Source organism: Stappia sp. BW2, assembly GCF_008107695.1.
Lineage (GTDB): Bacteria > Pseudomonadota > Alphaproteobacteria > Rhizobiales > Stappiaceae > Roseibium.
In genome coordinates this window covers 618,668-643,494 of record NZ_VIRG01000070.1, presented here as the reverse complement: position 1 = coordinate 643,494, position 24,827 = coordinate 618,668, and the positions used below count along the sequence as shown (strand labels likewise).

The following is a 24,827-nucleotide window of genomic DNA, read 5'->3' as shown; positions in this document are numbered from 1 at the left end:
GTGGGATGATGTGCTCTGCGAACGCAAAATACCGATAGGGTCCATATTGCAGACGTCGTCCTCACTGATTGAGATAACTCTCTAATAAAAACGCCCTTTTAGTGTAGCACCATTATTTTGCAGCCAGTATTTGGTGAAAATTACCACTGTCTCCCATCAGCAACCATGAGACATATTAGTAACACTGGGCTTGTCGCAAAGATTTCCGGGGGTCGTAATTGTCTCGTAACCAGCTGTGTTCGTATGCCCTGTTCACTGTTCAAGCAGTCCGCAGAAAAGATCCTCGGCCAGCACCTCATCGTGCCGGGACCGGGCGCTGGGGCCGCGGCCATTTGTAAAATGTCGCGTTCCGACTTGCGCTTCGCGACTTCGTTGCGCAGCCGGTCAATCTCCATTTGCTCCGGCTTCATCGACTGGCCCTCACCGCCATCTGGTCGCGGATCCACGACCTAAAACAGCGCGAGGGCGAAGGTCATCGTCGCGGCCCAGCCGACAAGGAAAGCGATCACGCGCAGCGCCGGGATTGCCAGCGTGTAGGACACGAAGTGCACAAGCCGCGCAAAAAAGAACACCGCGCCCGCGGCAGCGGTGAGAGCAGAGGAGTTGCCCGTCGCCAGCACGAGAAGCGCGAGGGGGGCGAAAACCGCGATGTTCTCGACCGCGTTGCCGTGAGCACGCCGTGCCCGAACGGCCCAGGCGGCCTTGTGCGGCGTTTCGCGTGTCGGATCCCAGATGGCGGTGACGAGCCCCTCCTGGGCGATCAGTTGCAAGATATGCGGCACCCACATGAGGGCAACGGCAATGACGGACAGCGCGAGCCAGAAGGCGTCGGGCTGGCTCATGTCGATGGCAGGCATTCGGTGAGGTTCCTTTCGGAGTTCGGTTGAAGGGTTCGCATGACCGCAAGGGGCAGCCTTCGAGGACGTGCCGCAGTCTCGGTGCGGCGAAACGAAGACGGGAAAGGTGACGGTTCAGGCGATGGCCTGATCGCGAAACCATGCCGCCTGCACCTGGGGCGAAAGCCCGAGATCCCAGCCGGTCACGATGAGCGGGGGCAGCCCGGCCATCAGGCAGGACAGGTTCCGCGCGGGGGTCCCGGTAGCAGCCCATGGAATGCCCCTGACACCAAACGGCGCATTGCCGGCATTCTCGAAGATCTCCGCCAACCATTCCTCATCTCCATGGCCAGCGCCGCTCAGGCCAAGGCCGCCAGCATCCGCCACGGCCGTGGCAACGCCGGGCGGGTGTTCGGCGGCTTTGTTGCGGGTGGCATGCGTCGGCATCGGATGGGTCCCTCTCATTGCACCCCAAGGCCTAGCATGGACATACTCGCAGGAATAATGATTGAATTGATGATTTTAATTCTCTAAATGAGATAGATGGATCTAATACAACTCCAGACCTTCCTTGCCGTCGCAGACGGCGGCAGCTTCTCAGCTGCGAGCACGCGACTCCATTCAGTCCAGTCGAACATCACGCAGCGGATCAAGAAGCTCGAGGAGGATCTTGGCGGCGTCCTTTTCGAGCGTGGGCGAGCAGGTGCGCGCTTGACGCCATTGGGCGAACGGCTTTTGCCCCAGGCGCGCGAAATCCTGTCGCACGTCGCGACGGTGCGTTCGGATCTTCGCGACGCCTCCGGCGAAGCGGCGCCTCTGCGTCTCGGCGCCCTTGAGACCACAGCGGGAAGCCGCCTGCCGCCAGTGTTGCGTGCGCTTGCGGACCGGGCGCCGAAGGCCGAACTGCGCCTTGTGACCGGCTCCTCAGGCGTTCTGAGCGGAAAGGTCTGGACACGGGAAATCGATGCGGCGCTTGTCGTCGGCGATGTCGATCCGGACCGTTTCCACGCCGTCCCCGTCTTCACGGAAACCCTGGTGGTTGTCACCGCAGCGTCCGGCGCATCCGACAGGGTGTTGCTGGCTTTCAGTGACGGGTGCAGCTACCGGGCAGCGGCCCAGACTTGGCTTCGCCAGAAGGGCAGAGCTGACACGCCGGTCCGCGATTTCGGCGCGCTCGACACCATCCTCGGCTGCGTCGGTGCCGGAATGGGGTTCGCGATCGCGCCCGAAAGCGCGGTAAGGACCTATAATGCGCTCGACACCTTGGCGCTCGCACCGCTCGACGACGCCATGTCGGTCTCCACGACGTCGCTCATCAAGCGCCACGACACCAGGACGACCCGGACGATGCGGACCCTCGAGGCGATACTGTCCGAACAATGAACCCTTGCACTTTGGTGGCGCAATAGCAGCATGCGCAGATGAGTTACAGGAAGCTTGCACTCCTCGTCCTCGGTAAGCCACAGGTGTCAATTTCGGTTCCTGGATTCAACGATCCGGAAATTGACGCCACACGGATGTCGCGACGAAGTTCCGGTGTCCGGTGGGGCTTGTCGCGCTGCGTATCGATGTGGGGCCTCCGGCCGCTCTTTCGTATGTGAGCGGCCGGATTTTCCGAGCGGCGGAAGGTCAGTCGGGGGCTTCGACCAGGATCTTCACATGGGATTTTTCCGCGACAAGCGCCTCGAACCCTTCCGCGACGATGTCATCCAGGGGAATCCGCTTGGTGACCAGTTGATCGGCGCTGAAATAGCCTTGGGTCATCAGCGCCATGACCGCCGGATAGACGTTGCGATAGGCGATGGTGCCCTGCAACTGGCGTTCCTTGAGCACGATGGTGTTGGGCTGGAAAGAGGCCTCTTTCTCCCAGATCGACACGACCAGAACCTGCCCCTCGTGGCGGGTGGCGTCGATGCATTGCGGCAGCACCTGAGGCACGCCGGTCACTTCGAAGGCCACATGAACCCCGCCCGTTGCATCGCGGATCGCCGAGACCGCGTCCGTCGCGGTCGGGTCGATCACCGAGGTCGCGCCGAGATCCAGCGCCTTTTGCCGCCGCACTTCCGAGGGTTCTACAACGTGAATCTCCGACGCGCCGGCGACGCGCAAAGATTCCACCACCAGCAGGCCGATGGGACCCGCACCAAAAACAGCGGCTTTGTCACCGGCCTTGATTTTGGACAGGCGCACGGCATGCAGGGCGACGGCGGCGGGTTCGACCAGCGCGCCCTGCTCCATCGACAGCGCCTCGGGCATCTTGTGCACCATACGGGCGGGCACCACGCTATGGGTGGCGAACCCGCCGTGCCCGCCGGACAGGCCGACGAAGCCGAGGCTGTCACACAGGTTGTACTTGCCTTCGAGACAGGCCGGGCATTCGCCGCAGGCAAAGATCGGCTCGATGGCGACGCGGTCGCCAAGCGCAAGCCCGGTGACACCCTCGCCCAGCTCCGTCACGGTGCCGCAATATTCGTGCCCCATGGTGATCGGAGCCTTGTCGTGGCTCAGAGGATGGTCTTCGTCCACGGGGACAAAGATCGGCCCGGCGAGATATTCATGCAGGTCACTGCCGCAGATCCCGGTCCAGGCGACCTTGACCTTCACCTCGCCCTTGCCGGGGGTCGGTTCGGCGATATCTTCGACGCGAATATCCTTTACGCCATGCCAACGTGCTGCTTTCATTTCTTTTCTCCAATGTAACTAAAAGGGTGCGCCCGGCAGGAGGACGATGCCGGGCGCTTAGGCGCGCCATCAGGGGGCGCGGCCCAGTCAGGGCATCACGACAGGTGATGTACCTCTTGCAGGCCGTGGACCGGGGTGTCCAAACCCTTCACCGTCGTCAGGTTCCATGTCACGGCAACCAGATCGCGTCAGTCGCTGTCGGTGGCAAACAGCGCGGTGTTCAGGCTGTCGAGCGTCTCTTGCACCTGCGCGGTGACTGTCGAGTCGAGCATTGCGTTTCCTCCTCATCAGCAACGTGATGAGCAGACAGTGGCGAAACAAACCGTGTCTCCACCACCCAAATCTGACGAAAATCTCTCTACTGGGCGCTTACGCAGTGCAGCATGTTGCAAACGCAACGCCGCGCAACGTGTCAGTCGGGTGCGCGCAACCGACTAGCCACACCAGCCGTTCGCCGCATACGTTCCGAATGGCGGCACTGGGCCCTGAACGACGCTGGCACAAAATTGTTTCCTGCGATCAGTGTTGCGGCACCGGAGTTCGGCTCCAAGCCATTCCACGTCACTTAGCTGTTATTCTCAGGATGTTATCAAGAACCCTTTACAAGGTGATACATGTCCGAACTTGATTGCCTGGTGAAGGCGGCTTTGAACCTCGCGGACGCGACTGCCAATCTTTCTGTTGAAGCTTGGAGTAGCGAATTCGCTGTAAGCTACAAGCCGGACGGCTCATCGTTGACGCCTGCCGACTTGTCCATTGAGGTGAGGTGGAGAGAGGAAATACGGCGGCAGTTTCCCACTCACGGAATTTTGGGCGAAGAATACGGTTCTGATGCGGGAAGCAGCGCTTTCACTTGGGTGCTCGATCCAATCGATGGTACGCGCCAGTTCGGAGCAGGCCTGCTAAACTATGCATCGCTGATCAGTTTGTGCCGTGACGGCCTGCCTATTTTGGGGATCATTGATCTGCCTATTCCGAAAGCACGCTACATCGCGGCGCGGGGTCAAGGCGCAGTGTTTGCCGGACGTCCCATCAGAAGCAGTGGCCAAGTTGATCTGGCCAAGTCCGTCATCAGCCTCGCCAACCCTGACAGTTTCCGCGAGAAGAGCGCCACCGGATTCCAAAGCTTGCGATCAATGGGACGTGTCAGGGTTTTCGATGGTGGCGCTCCAGCCTACGGGGCTCTGTCCCGTGGACTGATCGATATCTGCTTGAACGGAGATGATCTCGACGCCTACGATATCTGCGCTCTGTGCCCGGTGGTGCAGGAGGCCGGTGGTACTATCACCGATTGGATGGGCCACCCCCTGTCCCTAGCGTCCAGCGGGGCTATTGTTGCATCCGCTTCCCGTGAACTCCATGCGGTGGTTCTGGACAAGCTATCACCTACTCGCTGACCTGCCGCATAATCCCGGACTGGCGGCTGATGAAGGCGTTGACGTGGGAATCCGTCTCACACGCATCGAAACGGCCCGCTTAAACAAACGCTGCAGATCGGTCTGGGTGGCGGCATTTCCACTGCTCACATAGATGACATGACCGTGTGGCAAGAGATCAATCTTCGGCAAGGCCACGTTCGTTCGATGCATCATACTTGCGGATCTCGCCCTGCATTCTTCCGCGCCACTTTACGATGAAAGCTTCCGTGTCTTCAGCTTCAAGATGGGCTGTGAGTGCGGCTTGGTCGGCCCAGCGTTCCGCTATGAGCAATCGACCAGCCTTGGCATCATCAACGGCAGCGTCATAAGAAAGGTTGCCCGAACGTTGGCGCGTCGCCACCGCGAGTGATGCCAGATCCGCAGTAAACTCCGCCAGATCCGAAGGATCGACATACATATATCCGGTTACGATCAACATGGGAGTTTTCCTCCTGTTTGGCTCTCCCCGACCGGATTACAATCGGGGGAGCAGATTTCAGAGTGGTTGCGCGTTTATCTGGCGATGAGAACGATCTTGCCCTGGATGCCGCCTTCGAGTGCCCGCTGATGGGCAGCAGAGGCCTCTGACAGCGCGAACTCACTGTCGATCTCGACCCGGATCGTCCCGTCATCCAGCAGGCGTCCGGCTTCAGCCAACTGCGCGCCGTTGGAGCGCACCTGTGCCGTTGAAACGGTGATCCCGCGTCCTGCAGCCTCCTCATGGCCGGAAAAGCCAAGTGGATTGACCAGATAGAGCGCGCCATTCTTCCTGATCAGGCTCAGGAAGCGTTCCATGCCGGGCCCGCCAACAGCGTCGATGACGAGATCGACATCTGGTGCGGTGGTCTCTGCAGCTTGTCTGGTGTAGTCGATGAAGGCATCAGCGCCGAGATCGCGCAGCACAGTTTCATGTTTGCCGGAAGCGACCGCGATGACATGAGCCCCCTTCCATTTTGCGAGTTGAACTGCCAGGTGACCGACGCCGCCGCCCGCGCCATTGACCAGCACGGTCTTTCCTTCAAGCGGGATCGGCGCATGGTCGAAATCCTGGAACGGGTTCGGTGCGTCGTGACCGGGTTCGACAAGGAACTGCCACGCCGTGAGCAGGGACATCGGGGCACCGGCCGCCCGAATGTGGTCGATGCCTGCAGGCTTGAGCGCAAGGTCGGAGACCGGAACCTTGACATAGTCGGCATAGGCATTGCTGCCGGTCATGAGATCATGCGGGAAACGCACCATCGAAAAAACCTCGTCGCCAACGCTGAAACCCGAGACATTCTCTCCGAGCGCTGCGACGACACCGGAGATGTCCGTGCCGAGGATCAGCGGAAAGACCGGGCTGGGCCGCCATTCGGGCGGAAGCGCCCGGTAGCCATCCCGCAGGTAAAGGTCCGGCGGATTGAGGCTTGCCGCATGCACGCGGACAAGTACCTCTCCTGTACCGGCCACCGGTCGCGGCGCCTCCTCGTAGCGCAGCACCTGCGGACCGCCAAATTCATGCAGTCGGACAGCTTTCATCATCTCGGTCATGGGAACCTCTTTCCGTTTCTGATTTTGTTGACCGGATGTATAGGCTTGCTTACAGATTGATAATGGTCCTTCAATTCGCCTTAATAGTGCCATGAAGGAACAAATTGGATTTGAAAGCCTGACCGGCCTTATCGCCTTTGCCCGCGCCGGCTCGCTGGGCAGCTACACGGCCGCCGCGCGCGCGCTCTCCGTTTCGCCCTCGGCGATCAGCAAGAGTGTCCAGCGTTTGGAGCGTCAACTCGGTGTCTCGCTCTTCACCCGCACCACACGCTCGATCACCCTCACGAATGAGGGCCGCGATCTGCACGAACGGGCGCTCAAGCTGCTGCGCGATGCCGAGGAGATCGAACAGGCCGCCAAGGCTGCCCGGTCCGATCCTGCCGGCACCTTGCGCATTGCGGCTTCGTTTCCGATCGGGCTTCACGTCATCGCCCCTTTGCTTCCGGGCTTTCGCGCACGTCATCGGAAGGTCTCGATCGATCTCAGACTGAGCGATCACAAGGTGGATTTGATCGAAGAGGGAATCGACCTTGCCGTGCGCATAGGTGACCTTCCCGACTCAAGTCTCCTGTCACGGAAACTGTCGCCGCAGCGGCTCTGCTGTTATGCCTCACCGGACTATCTGGCTGCGACAGGCACGCCCAGTCATCCTGACGAGCTTCAGTCTCACGAGACGGTAAACCTGCGTTATCAGAGCAGCGGCCAATTGTTCCGCTGGCCGTTCCGGATCGGAGGCCGTGATGTCGAGATCGTGCCGCCATCTGCAATCGTCGTCGATGCGAGCGAGGCCGTGATTTCTGCCGTCGCGGCGGGAGCCGGCATCGGAATGGCGACAAGCTTCATGGTGGCACCCTGGGTCAAGCGTGGAGAACTGGTACCCGTTCTTTCCGATTTTGCGGTCGAACGTCACAACATCACGGCCGTCTGGCCGCAGAACCGCCGGACGAACCCGGCTGTACGCGCCTTCCTGGACATGCTGACGGAAGCAACGTGACAGTCTGAGCTACTCCCCGGAAATCGGACACTGACGTAAGCTACGATTTGTTGTCTTCTGGTCTTCGACGAGAAGGAGATCAGGGATGTCGAAGCGGAAACAGCATTCGCCGGAGTTCAAGGCGAAGGTGGCCTTGGAAGCGTTGAAAGGCGAGGAGACGGTTTCGGAACTGGCCAGCCGGTTCGGTGTTCATCCGACGATGATCCATCAGTGGAAGCGTGCATTGCTTGATGGCGCCTCGGGGGTGTTTGAGCGCGGAGGCCGGCGGAAGCCGGAGATCGATGAGGATCAGGTCAAGGAGCTCCATGCCAAGATCGGGGAGCTTGCCGTCGCCAACGATTTTTTGTCACGAAAGCTCAAGCCTTGGGGCGTGAAGTGAGACGCGGCATGGCCGAGCCGGGTCATCCGGCCCTGTCGGTCGGCAAGCAGTGCGCGCTGCTGTCGATCTCCCGCTCGTCGTTCTACTACATGCCGAAAGGCGAGACCGAGATAAATCTCACCCTGATGCGCCAGATCGATGAGCAGTTCCTGGAGACACCATTCTTCGGCGTCCGTCAGATGACCTGGCACCTGAAGAACGAGGGCCATCGTGTAAACGAGAAACGCATTCGTCGGCTGATGCGGCTCATGGGGCTGATGCCGATCTACCAGAAGCCCAACACATCAAGGCCGGCGAAGGGGCACAAAATCTGGCCGTATCTGCTGAAGGGGCTGCGCGTGGATCGACCGAACCATGTCTGGGCTGCGGACATCACCTATCTGCCGATGCGCCGCGGGTTCCTCTATCTGGTCGCAATCATCGACTGGTTCACCCGCAAGGTGCTGGCCTGGCGCATCTCGAACACGCTGGAAGCTGACTTCTGTGTCGAGGCACTGAATGAGGCGGTTCACAAGTTCGGCAGCCCGGAGATCATGAACACCGACCAGGGCAGCCAGTTCACATCCTTCGCGTGGACCGACCGGCTGCGACGGATGGGCGTTCGCATCTCGATGGATGGCAAGGGCCGGTTCCTTGACAACATCTTCATCGAGCGGCTGTGGCGCACGCTCAAATACGAGTGCGTCTACCTGCACGCCTGGGAGAGCGGATCACAGGCCCGGGCCGGTATTCGAAAATGGATGACCTTCTACAACCACCACCGCCCGCACTCCGCCCTTGGCGGCAAACCGCCCGCCGTGATCTATTGGCAGGCAATCAATCAAAACCAACCCGACCAGCAGATGCAGACAGTAGCTTAATTTATGCCGAAAACTGTCCAATGATCGGGGAGTAGCTTACATCAAAGACCGACTGAGAAATCGCGTGTTCGCTTTCCCCTTGCCCCGGATATGCGGAAGAAGCCATGAGCTAAGCCCTTTTCAGCTGACAATTCTGCATTGTCGAAATTGGAAATACTTGTCCAGCCCGGCCGCATTGAGCGATTCAACCAATTGGCCGGTAGCAAATAAGGTTCGCCTTACGCGCGGATCGACCCAAATACTGGGACCATCCAAGGCATCAGCCGTGACCGCAACATAGCCTTCGAGACCACGCATTGGAGGACGGTAAGTTGTGCCGGTACTAAGTCGATTTTCATCCAAATTTTTAGACGCATCCGGTAATATTGTTTCTTTTATATTTCCAAAATTCCAGATGAAGAAATGGTCAGACAACAAATTTCCATCGTCTGAATAAAGAGATATTGGATGAAATTGTGCTTTCCCCATGTCAAATTTATCAAATACATTCAAGACATTTTTTGAAACAACCATCTCTGAGCTATCAAATACATCTGGCAGGTTCGAAAGCTGTTTCTTTTTTTCAATCCTGTACTCAGGATCTTCTTCATGCATCTCTACAAGTTTTGAAGGAAAAACTTCAGACGGCAAAACTTCCCCGGACCAATTCCGATTATTGGCGGACATTAGTTTCTTGCCATCGACAAATGCCGGATCGTAGCGAAACGGCATGGAAAGGTTTTCTACGTGCAGGGTACAGCTGTACCAGATTGTATCATTCATGAAGGCACTCCTGGCATTTGAGAAGGAAGGCTTTGCCTGATCGGCAAAAGCCCCTCCAACGGTTGTCGCGCCACCTGCTGCTAGCTTGGCGGCACTACAATTTGAGGATTGCGCTCCCCAAGCCGCTTGGCTGAACTGCGACCCGCAAAGGAGTCCGAGCAGACCGGCGGCGACCTGAAGGCGCGCAATGCCTGATGCACCAGAATTTTCAATAACTTCCGCAGAAAGAGCAATGGAAGAATTCCAGATTGGGGATTTGAAATGGCCCACAGGCTCGCGGCCCTGGTCTTCAGGGTAGAGTCTTTTTGCTCCTCTCGCGCCCTAACATCTTCACCGTGTTGCGGGTCCGATCCAGGTTAGGCACCGCGATCTTACAGCCGGGTACACGGTCGGCCATTACTGCCGCGCAAGCACACGGTGATTTGGTCCGCATTGCCTCCATCTGATGGTAAGCCGACTATAGGATGCAGCGAATGATGGCTTTGGCGGGCTGCGCCGAGGCTGCATATCAGCAGATGAATGACCGATCTGGGACGATTGAGGCGATCGGGCGCCAGCCAAGGTCAGGACCGGGATTGCTGTACCGCGGCAAGCCCGCTTCAATCCAAAACGGCAGCTGATATATGATCCGGAATTGGTTGAAGGATCCCCGGTTTGCGCCAGAGCCGGACGTTTCGGTCAGTGATCGGATCTCTGTATGTTCCACTGTTCACGCTATCGCCGGGGCGCATCAGCTGCCTGCAAATTGTCTCTAAGCGCCTCAACGAATTCAGGCGTCAGCCGGCTTTTCGGCAGCGCATAAAACCTACCAGGGAGGAAATCCGGATAAATCAACCTAGTACTGTCGTCTTCAGAGAAAGCTTTAAGTTCGCTCCATCTGGCAGTGGTTTGTCCGTGCTTGCCTCGTTGAGTTAAACACTCGGGCTGAATTTCATATGTGAACTCATCCCTTAGAACAGGCTGTGTCTTCATAGCGAGCCTACCATTCATCGCTATTGAGCCTCTTTGAGACAGCCAACAAACGCCACGCTCAGCGACAGTCAGCAGCCACAGGTCTGGCTGACGACCTTGTCCCGATTCCTCTGCTTCAGGTCTTCCGGATTGAGGCGGCCACCTCCTCGCTTTTCAAGCCACTTCGTTTTCGCGAAAAACTGGCGCCGCTTTCCCACGGCCTCCACCAGCGAGGGGCGCATCTTCAGGCGTGCATCTCCAGTGTTTCGAAAAATGCCCCAGGTGTGAACACGTTCACATCACGCAACGGAAACATTTGTTACGCAAGAGCCATTGCCAGGAGGAAAGATGTCTACCGAAATATGGTTTGCCCTTGCGGCGACAAAATTTGCTTCATCGATTGCGCCCGGGCAGAACGTTGCCTTTGTCAGCGCCGCGACAACCCGCTCAGGTTTTCTGGGCGGCGTTGCTTCGCTTACCGGCATTCTTGTTGCCGAGTTCGTATGGCTGGTTCTGGCGGTTTTCTTTGCGGTCAGACTACTGGAAGTCAGTCCTTTTCTTATTCACACCATGCAATTGGCCGGTGGACTCATGCTTGCCTATTTTGGCTTCAGCATTTTGCGGGAAATGAATTTCAGCAAGATGGCACACGCCCCCACTTGCCGCTACGCCCATTATGCCGTGAAAGGGGCCTGGATCGGTCTGGCAAACCCGCTTGCGTTCATGTTTTTTGCCGCCCTTTTTCCCGGCTTCCTGTTTCAGATGACAGACGAACCCCACGCCGCAAGCCTGCTTTTATGCATACCCGTTGTCCTGACCTCCTCCGCATGTGGCCTCATTCTCTGGATGGTGGCCACCAGAGTTTTGTCCGTAAAAAAAAGTATTTCCAACGTCGTAAACTATGTTTCTGGCACAACACTATTGATTTTGGGTGCGCGCGCATTCCTGAAGTTCTTCTAATGCGCCAAGGTTTATACTTATCAAATCGTCAGAATGCTTGAAACGGCATCGCAATACCAGCTCCCGGACCAGATCAGAACCAAGTCGTTGAACGACGTGATTGGAGACGAACAAGGGGTGAGCGTCGCGTGGGTGCTCACTGACAAGACAACATCACCGGCCCCAAACGCAACCTGGAAGAGTATGATTGACATGATCAATACAGCTAGTCATTTCCAAGAGAGAAGTACCATAAGGAATCGCTCTTCAGGCGGTTGCCTCGTGAAAGTGGTCTCTTATCTCCTCAAAATTGTCATTCCAGTTCTGTTGCTCGGACAGGTGTCTATCCATTCCGCGCAAGCCATGGATCCGAGTATTTCCGAGAGAGATCTTCGTCGACAAATTGCAAACACTAACAACGCAATTCAGGAGTCTGAAAGGCGCATATCTGAAATACAAAGAAGAATGAAGACAATCGATGATAGATATCGGGAGACGATAAAAAGAGAAAAACTATCAGAACAAGAACAGAAAAATCTTCTCAAGAAAACAAATCAGGAAATGAATGCCCTTAGAACACAAGTCGGAATCGGAAGACAACATCTTAAGGATCTTCAAAACAACCTGAATTTCCAAATCGCCAAACACAAAAGACATTTACTAAAAAACCAGCCTCAAGGTGCAGGTGCCAACAACGGCTCATCAGCAAGCTCGAGCGCTGCAGCACAACCACCAGCGAACCGTCCAAGAGATCAAAGGCCCCCCGCCCAAGCACGAGTGGTCGCCTCGGCACCTCAGCCCTCCAGACCACCGCAACAACCATCGAAGGCGACCAAAACAAATCTCAACCGGCCTCCTCAGCGGCCGCAGCCAGGTCCGGGCAACGCGCATTTTGGCAAATTGCCCGCACGACCGCCCGCCACGACGCGCGCCCCGGCGCCCCCGCCTTCTGCTCATAGGCTACCCGATGTTCCACCCCATCTCGCTCAAGGTGGAGCGGGTCAGACGACAGCGAAAGGGCAAGCAGCACCTGGTTATACACGCCCTCCTCCGCCCTCCACGCCACCCCAAACCGGCGCTGCGCCCCCCCAAACCGGCTCTGCGCCATGGTTGGATCAAATTGACAAGACAGTTAGGGGCGTGACCCGGGCACGGCAGGGGGACCCTCAAGGGATTTCCTCTCAGCAACGGCGAACGTTGGGAGCAAACAACGCCCCGTCTTCTGCCTCGGCGGCAAGCGCATCTGGACAACAGACAGGCAGCAGAGGGCGCGCTTCATCCGGACCCCGCAACGCCCAAGGCAACGCATCGCCTTCCACGCCACCGGCGCAGCCACGGGGTCAGGCCAGCCAACCGGCCCGCGGACCGCAGGCAAGCGGCAACGTCTCCAAGATGGTTGCAAATTTAGGCGCGCTACAGAATCCCGGTGGCAAGCCCAAACACCCTGGCAAAGGCCCCAGGTAACCTTAGGAGCGGAGGAAAGGGTAAAGGTCGTTTCCTGGACCCTTCCTTCGAAACTTCATGGCCACCGGATCAATTTCATTTTGAAAAAGAAGGTTTCTCATGCGATCTCAGTTTCTTCCCCTTCTCGGCCTGATTTCGGGGGTCTTGCTCTCCCAACCCGTGCTCGCGCAACAGACACCGACTGGTGCCATCATACAGGAGGTCGAAGGTGCTGCGACCGCGGCGACCGGAGCCACTGACGCAGAACCAGCGCCCGAAACGACGATGGAAGTCACCTTCGTCAACGACGGGGAAAGCGCTATCGACCTTTACGTCCGAGGTGCCGAACCGGATGCGGAACTGATCTCTACTGGCTTTTCCCTGCCCCCCTTTTATGAAGTGGCACTGAACCTGAAGACCGGTGACCGGGTCTTCGCCTACGAAAGTGACGCGGCTGCAGACGATGCCCGCGACAATACCCATTTTTTCGAATTCACGATCGGCGCCGATGCAGCGGACCTGCCTCTGCACGTCCCCGATGCACGGTATTTCCGCCCCGTGGAACTTCAGATCACCAATACCTCCACAACGGACGTGGTGGTTTTCCTGCCAGATCCGCAGGAGCAGACAGATCAGACCGAGATCGGCCGCATCCCTTCCGGAGAAACCGCGCCCTTCGACCTGCTACCTGGAACAGAAGTCTTCCTGCAGACGGACGACAAGTCCCTGTTCACAGTCTATACAGTCGGCCTGGACAAGACGCAGACCTTCTCTCTGGACAAGATACTCAGACCGGCAGAAGTCCTGGCGCCTGTTGAAGTATTCAACTTCTTCGACTTGCCGATCACCATAGACGAGGTAACGGATACTTCCTTGATGCGGCTCGCCAACCTCGATCCGGAAAAGAAGATCGAAATCAAGGCCAGGGCGGGTGCGGAGCTGAGAATTCTCTCCGGTGCAGAGTTCGATCAGGAAATCGGCACCTACCGCGTTCTCGACAGCAACGACCAGACCGTCGCGATCTTCGGTCCGGAAGATGACACTGTTGTTTCTCTGCCGCGCGGGATCGATCTGTCGGTCCTTGATGAACCCGACCGGACAAGGGCGGCCAAATTCCTGGAAGCATCAAAGCAACTCGCTGAAGACAAGACTGCCGGTGTGCTGCCCTACATCGGCTACAACCGCAGCGACGAAACACTCTGGTTTTCGGGTTTGAAAGGGACCGAACTCGTGGGCCCGAAACAGGTGAAGCCGCATTCCACCGTAAATGTGCTGGCGCGCCTGGGAACGAAATCGATCGTCTGGCCTGGAGATATCGATCCGGAAGACGTGACCGTTGGTGATATTTTCACATCGATTGATGTCTCGAGAAAGATGAACCGGGTTGTTGATCTTTCCCGGCCTCGCGATGTCATGTTTCAATTGGCCAATTCCGCTTGCAAGCCTCTGGATGTCTATGCCGTTACGCCTTTGGGAAATGAAGAACTCCTGACCCGGCTGGAACCGCTTGAACAGCTCGACAAGAACTTCAGCCGGCCAGAAAACACGGCCCTGATTGCCCGCGCTGGCTCCGAAAGCGTCTTTGCAGGTCAGAGGATCTGGAGCACCGCACTCGGGGGTAAAGATGGTCAGGTACTGAACATCAACCTGAAAATGACGGCTTTCGACGACCCGCTTCTCGTTTCGACACCGGACGAGAACGACAAGAAGGCGAAGAACGTCCGTTTGTACAACTCGTCGAGCCGCGCGCTGGAACTTTATTATGTCGACACGGAAGGCCGTGAAGTTGCCATCCCCGAAGGCGCGATCGAGACCGGCAGCAACATTCCATTCAAACTCTACAAGGGCGACCTGATCGTCCTGCGTCGTCCAAATGTGCCCCATTCCATCAGCGAATACGCCCGCTTTCGTGTGACGGAGGACGTCAACCAGGAAATCGACACCAAAGACCTTGCAAAGTCGGTTGCAATCACAGGCACCTGGATTGATGAAAAGAACTCTGCCATTCCGGATCCGAACATGATCGGCACGAGATACGTGACCTTTGTCGAACAGGGCGATGGCAAGATTGCCGGTTCGATGAATATTGGCGACGGAGCATTCAATGACGCTTCGGCTTTCAAGGGCTGTGCCGACCAGAGAGAAGCTTTCGGCAGGTGGATCCCGGTTGGAGATGGCGGTTACGAGTGCAAAGACGGGTTTTCGCCCGAACCTGGCAAGAAATTCGTCGGTGGTTTGTTTTCCGCACGGCGGGTGGGCGAAAACGGTCTGGTGTTAAAGCGCGGCATCTGCGGCTCGGCCCCCCGCTATGAAAGCGAGTGGTACAATCTGCCGCTCCACTTTGACGACATGGATCCCTCCAAGGCCGCCTTCGAACGGGGGATGTTCAACCTGACCTGGGCGCCACCCAGCTTTGATTGGTTGGGACGAGGTTACAATCTTCTGAAGACCGACCCTCTCAACTTCGGCTCCGGCGAGGCCGGCATCAACAGCGACGCGCCCCTGTTCAGCTTTGTCTATCAAGACGCAGCCGGACAGGCGGTCGAACTCAATTCCAAGAAGATCTTCGGGGTCAACAACCAGAACGAGGGCGGCAGTTCGGGCGAGTGCACGGTCGAATCCAAGATGGTCAAGACCATGGACGACTTGCGGGACTTTTCCAGCACAAGCTACAGCGGGTCCGTCGGGGTCCCGAGCGTGGGCTCCTTCTCATTGAGCAAGTCTCACAAGGAGGTCAACACTGCAGCCACCGGCAGCGAGAAACTCTATATTCTGGACCGCTGCGATGTACGTCTGCACGTCCTGAAAATGCAGATGCGCTGGCTGCAATTCGGCAATGATCTTTTGCGCCAAAGGCTTTCCCCCGATTTCCGCAAGGCCGTGGAGCAACTTCCCGTCAATTGGCAGCCCGATGACCTTCTCGCCTTTCTGGAGAGGTTTGGCACCCACTTTTCCGAGCGGATCGAATATGGCGGTACGTTTTTCGCGAAGACCGAGGTTACCAAGGATATCTATCAGCGCGGCACCCAGGTGGGCGACACGCTTGCCGTGGAAGCATCGGGGACGCTCAAGAAGGTGCAGCTCGGTGGCGGCCTGAAAAACGAAGACGAAAGCGCCGCCGAGAACAAGGACATAAACGAGGTCGCGAACTACGAGAAATGGACTGTCGGTGGAGACCTGTCCGAAGTCTACAGCTCCTGGATCAAGACCGTGCCGGAACGCCCGGCACCCGTGAATATCTCCTTTCGGCCGATATACGACATTCTGACCCCGGTCTTCTTTCCCGACGACCCGGAAATCGGGCTCAAGAACGCAATCTTGAGAAAAGCGGTCAGCGCCTATTTCAAAAGCTTTGGCGTCGAAGAAGTGACCTCCGACCCCCGACGGCTCGACGTGCTTGATCCATCGAAGGAACGAAAGATCTGTTTTCAGATGGACTTGCTGGAGGTCAACCTGGGCCCTGTGGGAGATATTACACGGGCGGACGGCGAACTGTTTCTCAGTGTTGCCGGTACGAATGGAAAACCGCTCAACAGCGAGGCTTATTCTGTCGTCGACCTGAATAACTCGCAGTTCAGCAAAAATCTGAAGTACATATTTTTGGACCAGAACCCTTATCACTGCCTGCCAAAGACCTCGGCAGACTATATCCGCAATGGTTCACTGTATCTCCATGGGCAGGTGTCACTGAACCGCGGAAACGCCGGCCGGAAGAGATTCAGCAAGAACATCCCGGAGAAAACCTTCCCCCTGAGCGAGGTTGTCCCGGGAGAGGTAACCTTTTTTGAAGGCAAAATCCCGCTCGAGGGCAGTCAGGCTCACTACGAGCTTTCGATCTGGGAGGAATAGGCGAGGCATTCATGTCCTCCTCGCACGATGGAAAAGAAGGATTGCAGGCGCCTTGCGCGCCTGCATGAACGCCAACCGCCTTTGTCGTGACAGTGTTTGGTGCGGGAGCGCCCGATTGCCAAACGGCCCGCCGAACGCCCTTCCTCAGGCTGGGATCAACGTTTCGGCAATGGCCTTTGCGGTTCTGGAGGCAGCCGGCATCCCGCGCACCTGGGCCGTTGCGATGGCACCTTCCTTCAAAAGGGCGAGCTGCTCGGCAAGGGCCACGGGATCTTCCGCCCCCGCCTGACGGCAGAGCGGCTCCAGATAATCAACGATCCTCTGCTTGTGCTCGGCCGCGGTGCGGTGGATCGGATGCTGATGGTCGCCGAATTCGCTCGCGGCATTGATAAAGGCGCAGCCATTGAAGCCCAGCCCCTTGAACGCACGGCCGTTGAACCAGTCCTCAAGCGCATCGAACATCGCCAGAAGCCGCTCCCTTGGGTTGGCTGAGGCTTTTTCCATTTCGCTCATCAGCCAGTTGCGGAATTGCTCGTCCCGGCGGTTGAGCGCGGCCAGGATAAGCTCCTCCTTCGAGCGGAAGTGTTTGTAGAGCGTCATCTTGGCCACCCCCGCCTCGGCGAGGATCTTGTCTATTCCGGTCGCGTTGAACCCGCGGGTGTAGAACAGCCTGAGGGCGGTATCCACGAGCTCGTCTCGGCGTGATTGCACCATCTTCTCCATATACAGACAGGTTTGTATATTTTCTTATCCCATTCGCCGCCTGCTCGTCCATCCTCACACGAGCGTATCACAGCATATTGACAACTAGACAGACCTGTCTGTATAAATTCCTTAACGTGACGATTTCGGTCAGAAAGACGGGAGGGGAACATGTCGGGAATTCAGATCGCAATGCGTACCGGCACAGGTCCGGAGTGCTGCCTTTCCTGCCCGAAGCCCCCCGTTCTCTTCCGGGGCCCTGCCCTGGCTCACCCTCCTGCACAAGGGGTTTGACGATGCCCAGTGTCATTGCAGCCTTTGCCCGTGCCATGGCCACCACCGCCGGCCTGACGATGACCAGCGAAGGCAAGCTCGTTTCAGCTGATGGCGCCGTTCGCTACGTCCTTCGCACGGAGGATGACCGGATACCGGACACGGCCCATTTCGATCTGCTCACCTGGATTCGCAGCTGGTATCCGGACGAGACCGGACTGGTGTTTGCCTATGCGCAGAAGATCAAGCCGGACGATCTCGGTGTGCTGGGTCTTGCCGTCAAGACCGCCCCCACCCTGCGCAACACGCTGCAATTGATCGAGCGTTACTTCCGGCTGGTGACCGACACGGCCGTTTATTGTCTTGAAACGGACGGCCCGCTTGCCGTCTTCTCCATTGCCGGGCAGACCTCGCCCCAACCCATCCTGCATCTTCGCAATGAATGTGCCCTTGCCGGCTTTGCCCATAATCTGCTGTCCCAGATTGGCCCGCGCCTGCAGTTTGAGGCGGTCACCTTTCGCCACCCCTGCCGGGGCGAGGCGGAGCGCTACGCGGCCTTTTTCGGCTGCCCTGTCCACTTCGGTGCGGCAAAGGACGCGATCGTGATGAGGCGGCCGATGCTGGACCTGCCGAACCGGCTTGGCGATAAGGGCGTCTGCAGCTTCCTGACGGATCATCTGGATACGGAAATCGACGCGCTGCCTGCCGGCAGCGCCTTGACGCGCGATCTTCTGAACCGCCTGTCGAAAACCCTCAGCAGTGGAGTGCCTTCAGCGGCCGCCATCGCCCAGGACCTCGGCATGAGCGAACGCACCCTGTATCGCCGCCTGGCAGAAGAAGGTCTGACCTATCGCGACATGCTGCGCGAAGCGCAGACGAAACTGGCCCGGGAGCTGTTGGCCGGCAGCAGCTGCTCCATTGCCGAAATCGCCTTTCTGACCGGCTTTTCCGAACAGAGCACCTTCACCCGCGCCTTCAAGCGCTGGGTCGGCCAGCCTCCGGCGCAATTCCGCCAGCAGTCTGCGACCGCCTGAAGCTATCGGCTGCCACCGGCTGTCACCAAGCCCCCGCGATCCCCATTAGATCCCTCCCCTGCAGGACAGGAAAAGACCCGGCCAAGACTGGCCGGGTCTTTTCCTGTTTACCTGCTTTTGGCAGGTTTTGCCCGGCTTGGCAGATAGGGCCAAAACAGTGGCAGGCCGGGCCGATACCGCACAGGCCATTCCAGCTTATTCATGGGTCATCGAACGACGGAGCGGTCACCCCGGGCATTTTCCCGCAGCGCTCCAGGGCTTTTGAGACAAGGAGCGCCTCATGTTTATCGAACAGATCACGGCCCGCAGTCCGGCCACCCATGATTTTGCAACTGCGCCGCGCCCGGCGGTACGGACCCTGCCCGACAGGGCCGCCGATAAATCAGCCGACAACAATGCCTACGGCAGAACGCTTTCCATCGTCGCCCATGATCTCAGAGGACCGCTGGCAAACCTCTCGCTGCTGATCGAGGACATTGCCCAATGCGCCACGTGGGAAGGTCAGCCCGCAATTGCCGAAAACGCTGCCAAGGCCGACCGCATCCTGGACCATCTGACAGCCAGCCTCAGTGCCCTGGTCAGGCGAGGTTCGGAAGGCCGCGACCCGCTGTCCTGCGTGTTGCGTCCGGTCGATCTGGCCGAGGTGCTGTCACTGGCCGCCTCCGTCAACCAGCCCCTTGCCCGCCGCCATGCGGTCACTCTGGAGATAGCTCCCCTTTCTCCCTGCCTGATCTGCGGCGATGCGGAACTGTTGTTCGAGGCACTCGACAATCTCATCGGCAACGCTGTGCGCCACAGCCCGGAGAACGGAACCGTTCTTTGCGCTATCGCTCCGGGCGAAGATGGCACGGTCACCATCCGCATCAGCGATCAGGGCCTGGGCTTCACCGCCGCCGATCTTGCGCGGGCCTTCCGTCCCTTCACCCGGTTGTCCGCAAAAGCCACTCGGCCCGGCCCCTCCTCCGGCCTCGGGCTTTGGATCGCACGGCTGATTGCCGAACGGCATGGCGGCAGGATTTCCGCCCGGAATGGTGGCGACGGTCACAATACGGGCGCCGTTCTGACGGTGCGCCTGCCGGCCCTGCCCGCCAATGACGCGAAACCGGCATCGATCCGCCGAAAGCTTCCCGGGCGCGCCGCCAAGGCGCAGGACCTCGCCGCACTCTGATTTCAACTTCCGGCACCGGCGCGCCGGTGCCGCTTCCCCAAGGAACGTCGCCCAAACCCGACACCGCCCCGGCTCCCTTGCCGGGAACGGGAGAGCCGTGCCTTCGGGCACCCGGTGACCGGCAACGGACCTGACAGCGTTTCAAGGCGAAGCGCTGTCCAACTCAAACCTCGTCCAACCCCAGTAAAGGAGACACACATGGACAACGAAAAGGACAAGGCCTGCGGCTGCTGCGCGACCCCGGAAACGGTCGACCACGCCCGCCGCCGGCTGCTTGCAGGTGCTGCAGGTGCAGCAACGGCAGGCGCCGTCGCCATGGCCACCGGCCCTGCCACAGCCGCAACCGAAGAAGCCCGTGCGCTTTACGCCGATCCGGAAAAGCCCGGCCTGCCGCAGATCGACATGGAAATTGCCGCCGGGCGCACCGCACTCGTCGTCACCGATCCGCAGATCGACTTCCTGTCCGAAGATGGCGTTACCTGGGGCGTTGTTGGCGAAAGCGTCACCGAGCAGGGCACGGTCGACAACATTGAACGGCTGTTCAAGGCGGCAAAGGCCGCGTCGATGCCGGTGTTCATCTCGCCTCACTATTACTATCCGCACGACCACAAATGGCAGTTCGAAGGCACGCTGGAAAAGACCATGCATTCCATCGGCATGTTTGACCGCCCCAGCCCGCTTTCCCTGGAGAATTTCGAAGGCTCCGGCGCCGACTGGATGCCGCAGTACAAGAAATACATCGAGGACGGCGAAACCGTCATCTGCTCGCCGCACAAGGTATACAGCCCGGCGCAGAACGACTTGAACCTGCAACTGCGCAAACGCGGCATCGACAAGGTGATCCTGGCCGGGATGTCCGCGAACCTGTGCACACAGGCCCATCTTTATGAACTGCTGGAACTCGGCTTCGAAGTCGCAGTGGTTCGTGATGCGACCGCAGGCGCCAAGGTGCCCGAGGGCGACGGCTATCTCGCCGCCATCATCAACTTCCGCATGGTCGCCAACGGCGTCTGGTGGACCGACGACGCGATTGAGCGCATCGCCCGTTCCGCCTGACCGTTCTCTCTCCCTGAAACCTTACTTTCTCCAAACCAAGACTGGATCAAACCGATGAAATTCAAATTTGCACTTCCGGCCCTGGCCGCAGCCCTTGTTCTGTCCACCGCCGCCCTCGCCGCCGATGAATACAACGTCGCCAATGGCCTGACCCTCAACGGCAACCCGCTGGGCATGCATGGCGTCGACCCGGTATCGATGTTCGCAGGCACCGCGCCGGGCACGGGGGATGCGGTCCACACCTCCAGCCATGATGGCGTCGACTATTACTTCGCCACCGCCGAAACCAAGGAACAGTTCGACGCTGCACCGGAAAGCTTCCTGCCACAGTTCGGCGGCTTCTGCGCCTTCGGCATCTATGTTGGCAAGAAACTGGATGGCGACGTCCGCTTCGCCGACATCGTCGACGGCAAACTGTACCTCTTCGTCAATGCCGTCATCTTCGACAAATACCTGGAACAGAAGGACGAGGTTCTCGCCGGCGCCTACGCCAAATGGCCGGAAATCCGCGAGACCGCGATCAGCGATCTCTGATCGGCCATTGCCGCTTCAAAAAAGGACGGGCCCCAAGCCGGGGCTCGTCCTGCGTGGCTACAAACCGAGGTTGGCAGCACGCCTGCTAGCTCGCGGCACGCAGCCTGAAAGCTTCATAGGTCAGCACGTTCACGCTGCTCTTCTTGGCTTCATACATCGCCTGATCGGCGTGGATGATCAGTGACTTTGCGTCATCTGCATCGTCGGGAAAGAACGATATACCGACGCTGATACCGATATTGATCCTGTTGCCCTTGATGTCCATCGGCCTTGAGACTTGCCGGACAATGCGCTCCGCACAGGCCAGGACGTCCTTTTCCTGTTCGTAATTGCCGACAATCACCGCGAACTCATCTCCCCCGAGCCGGGTCACAACGTCCCCCTCGCGTGTGCAGCGCTTGATGGTGGAGGCAACGACCTGCAGCAGCGCGTCTCCCACCGGATGTCCGTGGCGGTCGTTGACCGGTTTGAACATGTCCAGATCCAGCATCATCAGCGCAAATTTGCGGTCTTCCCCGACTGCGACGGCAATGGCGTCCTCAAGGCTCTCATTGAAATGCGCCCTGTTCGAAAGTCCGGTCAGATGATCCGTCATCGCCAGGCGCCTGACAGCCTCTTCCGTCTTCTTCAGACGTGTTATGTCCGTGTGAGTTCCCGACATGCGCAAAGGCTTTCCGTCCTTGGTCCACTCGACCACGCGCCCCCTGTCCAGCACCCAGACCCACCGGCCTTCCTTGTGTTGCATACGGACTTCACTGTCGTAGGCTTCCCTCTCGCCGGAAATGACTTCAGCCAGTTTCTGTTCCGATTTTTCTACATCTTCCGGGTGGGTCAGCCTCCGCCAGGTCTCCGTGTTGACCGGGCGCAGTTCCGCCAGCGTGTAGCCGACGATCTCTGCCCAGCGTTCGTTGTAGATCGCCTCTCCGGTCTGCAGGTTACGTTCCCAGGTGCCCACGTTGGTGCCGAAGATGATATCCCGCAAACGCTGCTCGGAAGTCCGCAAGCGCTTGTGTGCGGTATGGCGCTCAAGCAACAGGAAACAGACACCAACGAGCAACACACCAAGCGTGCCGACCAAACCGAGCATCCACTGGTTATGCGCCTGATAGGCAGACGAGAGTTCCGCGCTTTTGCGGTCAACCATTTCCTCGAGGCGGTTCTTGTAATGCCACAGCTCTTCCTGCCGCTCCCGGTCGGCAGAGATGTCGTGCACCACGGAAAGCAGTGCCTTCCTGCCGGCGTAGTCGACCGGCGTCGAATGAACCTCCACGCTCCGGACAGACCCATCTGCCAACTTGTGGCGGAAGATGAAGAAATTGCGGTCCTCGCTCTTGGCAAGCTGACGCTCGGCTTCAACCTGTTCGGGTGTTAGCTGGTTGATTTTCTGAATGGACATGCTTCGCAGCGTGTCCCTGTCGAACCCGTAGAATTGTTCCGCGGCGTTGTTGGCGTCGAGAATATTGCCGGTTTCCGGATCGATGAGCATCATCGTTGCGCTGTGACGCAGGAAAAACTGCTCATAGGACAAGGATGCCCGTTTGGCCTCGGCAGGCATGGCCAACCAAGACAAGCAAACGAACAGAGCCGAAGAAAGCAGTCTTTTACAAATTGCCGTCAACATTTACCGCCTTTTTCTGCAGTTAAGCCTTCACAGATTAAATTTTACACAACAAAAAAAACGCAATTGGCCCAATTCCCCAACGACAGAAGGCTCAGAATTCCCCAAAGGAAGGAAACCTGCTTTCTTTATGCCGTATTCCGGTCCCAGTCCGTGGGTATTCCCTCTTCAAATTGTCGAGAGGTCTTAAATGAAACGGCGTACATTCCTGATCGGGTCCGGATTGCTGTCATCGGGCGGTGTTCTCGCGGCTTACGCGCCGCCCGTCTATCAGCTTGAAACCGGTTTGAAGTTCGTCAGTACGGCGCTTGCCGGGCCTTCCTCTCCGCCGCCGCCGGTTTCAGGGGCGAACGGTTTCGCCACTCCCGAGGCATGGGTCGGGGAACTCATCGCGGCGGCGGAAAGCCAGATCGGCGTCACCGTGATCTACGACCCGGCCTACGTCTCGCTGCCCTTTCCAGATGGCGATCTTCCGCGCGAACGTGGCGTCTGCACCGATGTGGTTGTGAGGGCCTATCGCGATGCCTTCGGCTATGATCTCCAGTCGGCCGTCAATGCGGACATGAAGTCAAATTTTTCTTCCTATCCCCAGATATGGGGCCTCAAGCGACCGGACAAGAACATCGACCACCGCCGTGTGCCCAATCTTCAGGCCTTCTTCCGGCGGCAAGGAGCTGCGCTTCCGATCACCGAAACCGCCGAGGACTACGCCCCCGGCGACATCGTTTCCCAGATGCTGCCAGGCAACCTGCCGCATATCGCCATCGTCAGCCATCGCGCGTCCCGCGACGGCCAACGGCCGATGCTGGTACACAACATCGGAGCGGGCACGCAACTTGAAGACCGGCTCTTCGAATTCCGGATCACCGGCCATTACCGCTTCAGACCCGCCTGACGGAGCAAGGCTCTCGTTACTGTTCCGTCAGGGTCATGAGAATATCGGCATACCAGGCGCAGTTAAGACCCAGCGCTTCATCCAGCTCAAGGTCACGCGTACCGACATCCAGGCGGGCGGAGTGTACACCCAGCAGTTTCCAGGGCAGGTCGCCAAGCGCCTCGTCGCTGTTACGCATGACCACCGGTGCGCCACTTGTGCCGCGGTGCGTCCGGCCATCGGTCAGAAAATAGCCCATTCCCTGAAAGCGGAAACCGAAGGACGAGGCAATGACGGCTTGGCGGACCACCGGCATGTGGTGCAACGTGTCATGAAACCCGAGCGGAAACCCGACGACCAGAATGGAAGACCCGATCTCTACGTGCTCCTCCGGATCGCTGAGGTGCTCCGGTCCAAAGGCCCTGTAGAGGATGTTTTCAGGCAAGGCTGATCGTTCTATCTCGATCACAGCCACATCAATATCGCCCGCCGTATCCCCTCCCTGGCGCCAAAGGCTCTTGCCGTCACGGAAAAGCGGGATCGAAAAGCCGATGGACTTGGCAAGGTTTTCGGGGTCGTTGTGCAGCTCGATTTCGATCCGGGACGGGTGGTGCCCACTGGGATCATCCACCATCACATGCCGGCTGGTGACCAGAAAAAGGCGCTCGTCACGCTCGAAAAAGAAGCTGCTGGCGTTCGTCAGATAGGTTTGATCGTCAAACGTGGAAATGCGGGGGGACGTCAAAAGGACAGCGTCGATCATCTTCAGTAGATTCTCCGGAAAAGAGGGAAGCCCTGCCGAGGATCGACAGACTGCCTGCGGAACCACCATAGGGCAGTCGTGGGTAAACGATACATCCGCGTGTTTTGTTCCGCGCAAGTGTTGCCTAATCGGAAAAATTCACAAGGGTGTGGCGGCACCGGC

At 58.4% G+C, this 24,827-nt stretch carries 20 protein-coding genes; 11 read left to right on the top strand and 9 right to left on the bottom strand.

What is annotated here, in order from left to right; translation table 11 throughout:
• Positions 1-449: 449 nt before the first annotated feature.
• Positions 450-857, bottom strand: a complete 408-nt coding sequence (locus tag FMN63_RS21875) for an MAPEG family protein (RefSeq protein ID WP_148586262.1) — start codon at positions 855-857, stop codon at positions 450-452.
• 114 nt (positions 858-971) lie between these two features.
• Positions 972-1,283 (bottom strand): hypothetical protein, encoded by a 312-nt coding sequence (locus FMN63_RS21870; RefSeq protein ID WP_148586261.1) that lies wholly within the window; start codon positions 1,281-1,283, stop codon positions 972-974.
• Positions 1,284-1,379: 96 nt separating this feature from the next.
• Here FMN63_RS21870 and FMN63_RS21865 point away from each other — a divergent pair, with 96 nt between their 5' ends.
• Complete coding sequence (locus FMN63_RS21865) at positions 1,380-2,219, top strand: LysR family transcriptional regulator (protein ID WP_148586260.1); 840 nt, start codon at positions 1,380-1,382, stop codon at positions 2,217-2,219.
• Between the two features lie 246 nt (positions 2,220-2,465).
• On the opposite strand, the gene FMN63_RS21860 is transcribed toward FMN63_RS21865, so the two are convergent.
• Positions 2,466-3,518 (bottom strand): 2,3-butanediol dehydrogenase, encoded by a 1,053-nt coding sequence (locus FMN63_RS21860; RefSeq protein ID WP_148586259.1) that lies wholly within the window; start codon positions 3,516-3,518, stop codon positions 2,466-2,468.
• Between the two features lie 614 nt (positions 3,519-4,132).
• On the opposite strand from FMN63_RS21860, the gene FMN63_RS21855 reads away from it, so the two are divergent.
• Complete coding sequence (locus FMN63_RS21855) at positions 4,133-4,915, top strand: inositol monophosphatase family protein (RefSeq protein WP_148586258.1); 783 nt, start codon at positions 4,133-4,135, stop codon at positions 4,913-4,915.
• A 157-nt stretch (positions 4,916-5,072) separates the two neighbouring features.
• Here the strand turns inward: FMN63_RS21855 and FMN63_RS21850 are convergent, their stop codons facing one another.
• A complete protein-coding gene (locus tag FMN63_RS21850) occupies positions 5,073-5,375 on the bottom strand; it encodes a putative quinol monooxygenase (protein ID WP_148586257.1) in 303 nt (100 codons plus the stop codon).
• Positions 5,376-5,449: 74 nt separating this feature from the next.
• Positions 5,450-6,466: an NADP-dependent oxidoreductase gene (locus FMN63_RS21845; RefSeq protein WP_148586256.1), complete on the bottom strand. Its 1,017-nt coding sequence runs from the start codon at positions 6,464-6,466 to the stop codon at positions 5,450-5,452.
• Between the two features lie 91 nt (positions 6,467-6,557).
• Here FMN63_RS21845 and FMN63_RS21840 point away from each other — a divergent pair, with 91 nt between their 5' ends.
• Both FMN63_RS21840 and FMN63_RS21835 read left to right on the top strand, forming a co-directional pair.
• Positions 6,558-7,460, top strand: coding sequence for a LysR family transcriptional regulator (locus FMN63_RS21840; RefSeq protein WP_148586255.1), 903 nt, complete (start codon positions 6,558-6,560; stop codon positions 7,458-7,460).
• Positions 7,461-7,545: 85 nt separating this feature from the next.
• Positions 7,546-8,699 (top strand): IS3 family transposase gene (locus FMN63_RS21835; RefSeq protein ID WP_502706273.1). Its coding sequence is split into 2 segments (ribosomal slippage): positions 7,546-7,837 and positions 7,837-8,699, totalling 1,155 coding nucleotides; the frame shifts between segments, so codons are not numbered across the junction.
• Between the two features lie 120 nt (positions 8,700-8,819).
• Here FMN63_RS21835 and FMN63_RS21830 read toward each other — a convergent pair.
• Positions 8,820-9,731, bottom strand: coding sequence for an imm11 family protein (locus FMN63_RS21830; protein ID WP_148586253.1), 912 nt, complete (start codon positions 9,729-9,731; stop codon positions 8,820-8,822).
• 1,029 nt (positions 9,732-10,760) lie between these two features.
• Here FMN63_RS21830 and FMN63_RS21820 point away from each other — a divergent pair.
• Positions 10,761-11,372, top strand: coding sequence for a LysE family translocator (locus FMN63_RS21820; protein ID WP_148586251.1), 612 nt, complete (start codon positions 10,761-10,763; stop codon positions 11,370-11,372).
• 1,542 nt (positions 11,373-12,914) lie between these two features.
• Positions 12,915-16,643, top strand: a complete 3,729-nt coding sequence (locus FMN63_RS21815; protein ID WP_148586250.1) for an MAC/perforin domain-containing protein — start codon at positions 12,915-12,917, stop codon at positions 16,641-16,643.
• 144 nt (positions 16,644-16,787) lie between these two features.
• On the opposite strand, the gene FMN63_RS21810 is transcribed toward FMN63_RS21815, so the two are convergent.
• Positions 16,788-17,357: a TetR/AcrR family transcriptional regulator gene (locus tag FMN63_RS21810; protein ID WP_148586249.1), complete on the bottom strand. Its 570-nt coding sequence runs from the start codon at positions 17,355-17,357 to the stop codon at positions 16,788-16,790.
• 284 nt (positions 17,358-17,641) lie between these two features.
• On the opposite strand from FMN63_RS21810, the gene FMN63_RS21805 reads away from it, so the two are divergent.
• From FMN63_RS21805 to FMN63_RS21790, 4 genes are all read left to right on the top strand, one after another.
• On the top strand, positions 17,642-18,652 hold the full coding sequence (locus tag FMN63_RS21805) for an AraC family transcriptional regulator (RefSeq protein ID WP_148586248.1): 1,011 nt from the start codon (positions 17,642-17,644) through the stop codon (positions 18,650-18,652).
• Positions 18,653-18,932: 280 nt separating this feature from the next.
• Entirely contained in the window at positions 18,933-19,820 is an 888-nt protein-coding gene (locus FMN63_RS21800) for a sensor histidine kinase (protein WP_148586247.1), read from the top strand.
• 198 nt (positions 19,821-20,018) lie between these two features.
• Positions 20,019-20,876 (top strand): cysteine hydrolase family protein, encoded by an 858-nt coding sequence (locus FMN63_RS21795; RefSeq protein WP_148586246.1) that lies wholly within the window; start codon positions 20,019-20,021, stop codon positions 20,874-20,876.
• A 54-nt stretch (positions 20,877-20,930) separates the two neighbouring features.
• A complete protein-coding gene (locus FMN63_RS21790; protein WP_148586245.1) occupies positions 20,931-21,410 on the top strand; it encodes a YHS domain-containing (seleno)protein in 480 nt (159 codons plus the stop codon).
• Positions 21,411-21,495: 85 nt separating this feature from the next.
• Here the strand turns inward: FMN63_RS21790 and FMN63_RS21785 are convergent, their stop codons facing one another.
• Positions 21,496-22,965, bottom strand: coding sequence for a sensor domain-containing diguanylate cyclase (locus FMN63_RS21785; protein ID WP_162530094.1), 1,470 nt, complete (start codon positions 22,963-22,965; stop codon positions 21,496-21,498).
• 253 nt (positions 22,966-23,218) lie between these two features.
• Here FMN63_RS21785 and FMN63_RS21780 point away from each other — a divergent pair, with 253 nt between their 5' ends.
• Positions 23,219-23,923, top strand: coding sequence for a DUF1287 domain-containing protein (locus FMN63_RS21780; RefSeq protein WP_148586243.1), 705 nt, complete (start codon positions 23,219-23,221; stop codon positions 23,921-23,923).
• Between the two features lie 16 nt (positions 23,924-23,939).
• Here the strand turns inward: FMN63_RS21780 and FMN63_RS21775 are convergent, their stop codons facing one another.
• Positions 23,940-24,665: a S1 family peptidase gene (locus FMN63_RS21775; RefSeq protein ID WP_148586242.1), complete on the bottom strand. Its 726-nt coding sequence runs from the start codon at positions 24,663-24,665 to the stop codon at positions 23,940-23,942.
• Between the last annotated feature and the right edge of the window lie 162 nt (positions 24,666-24,827).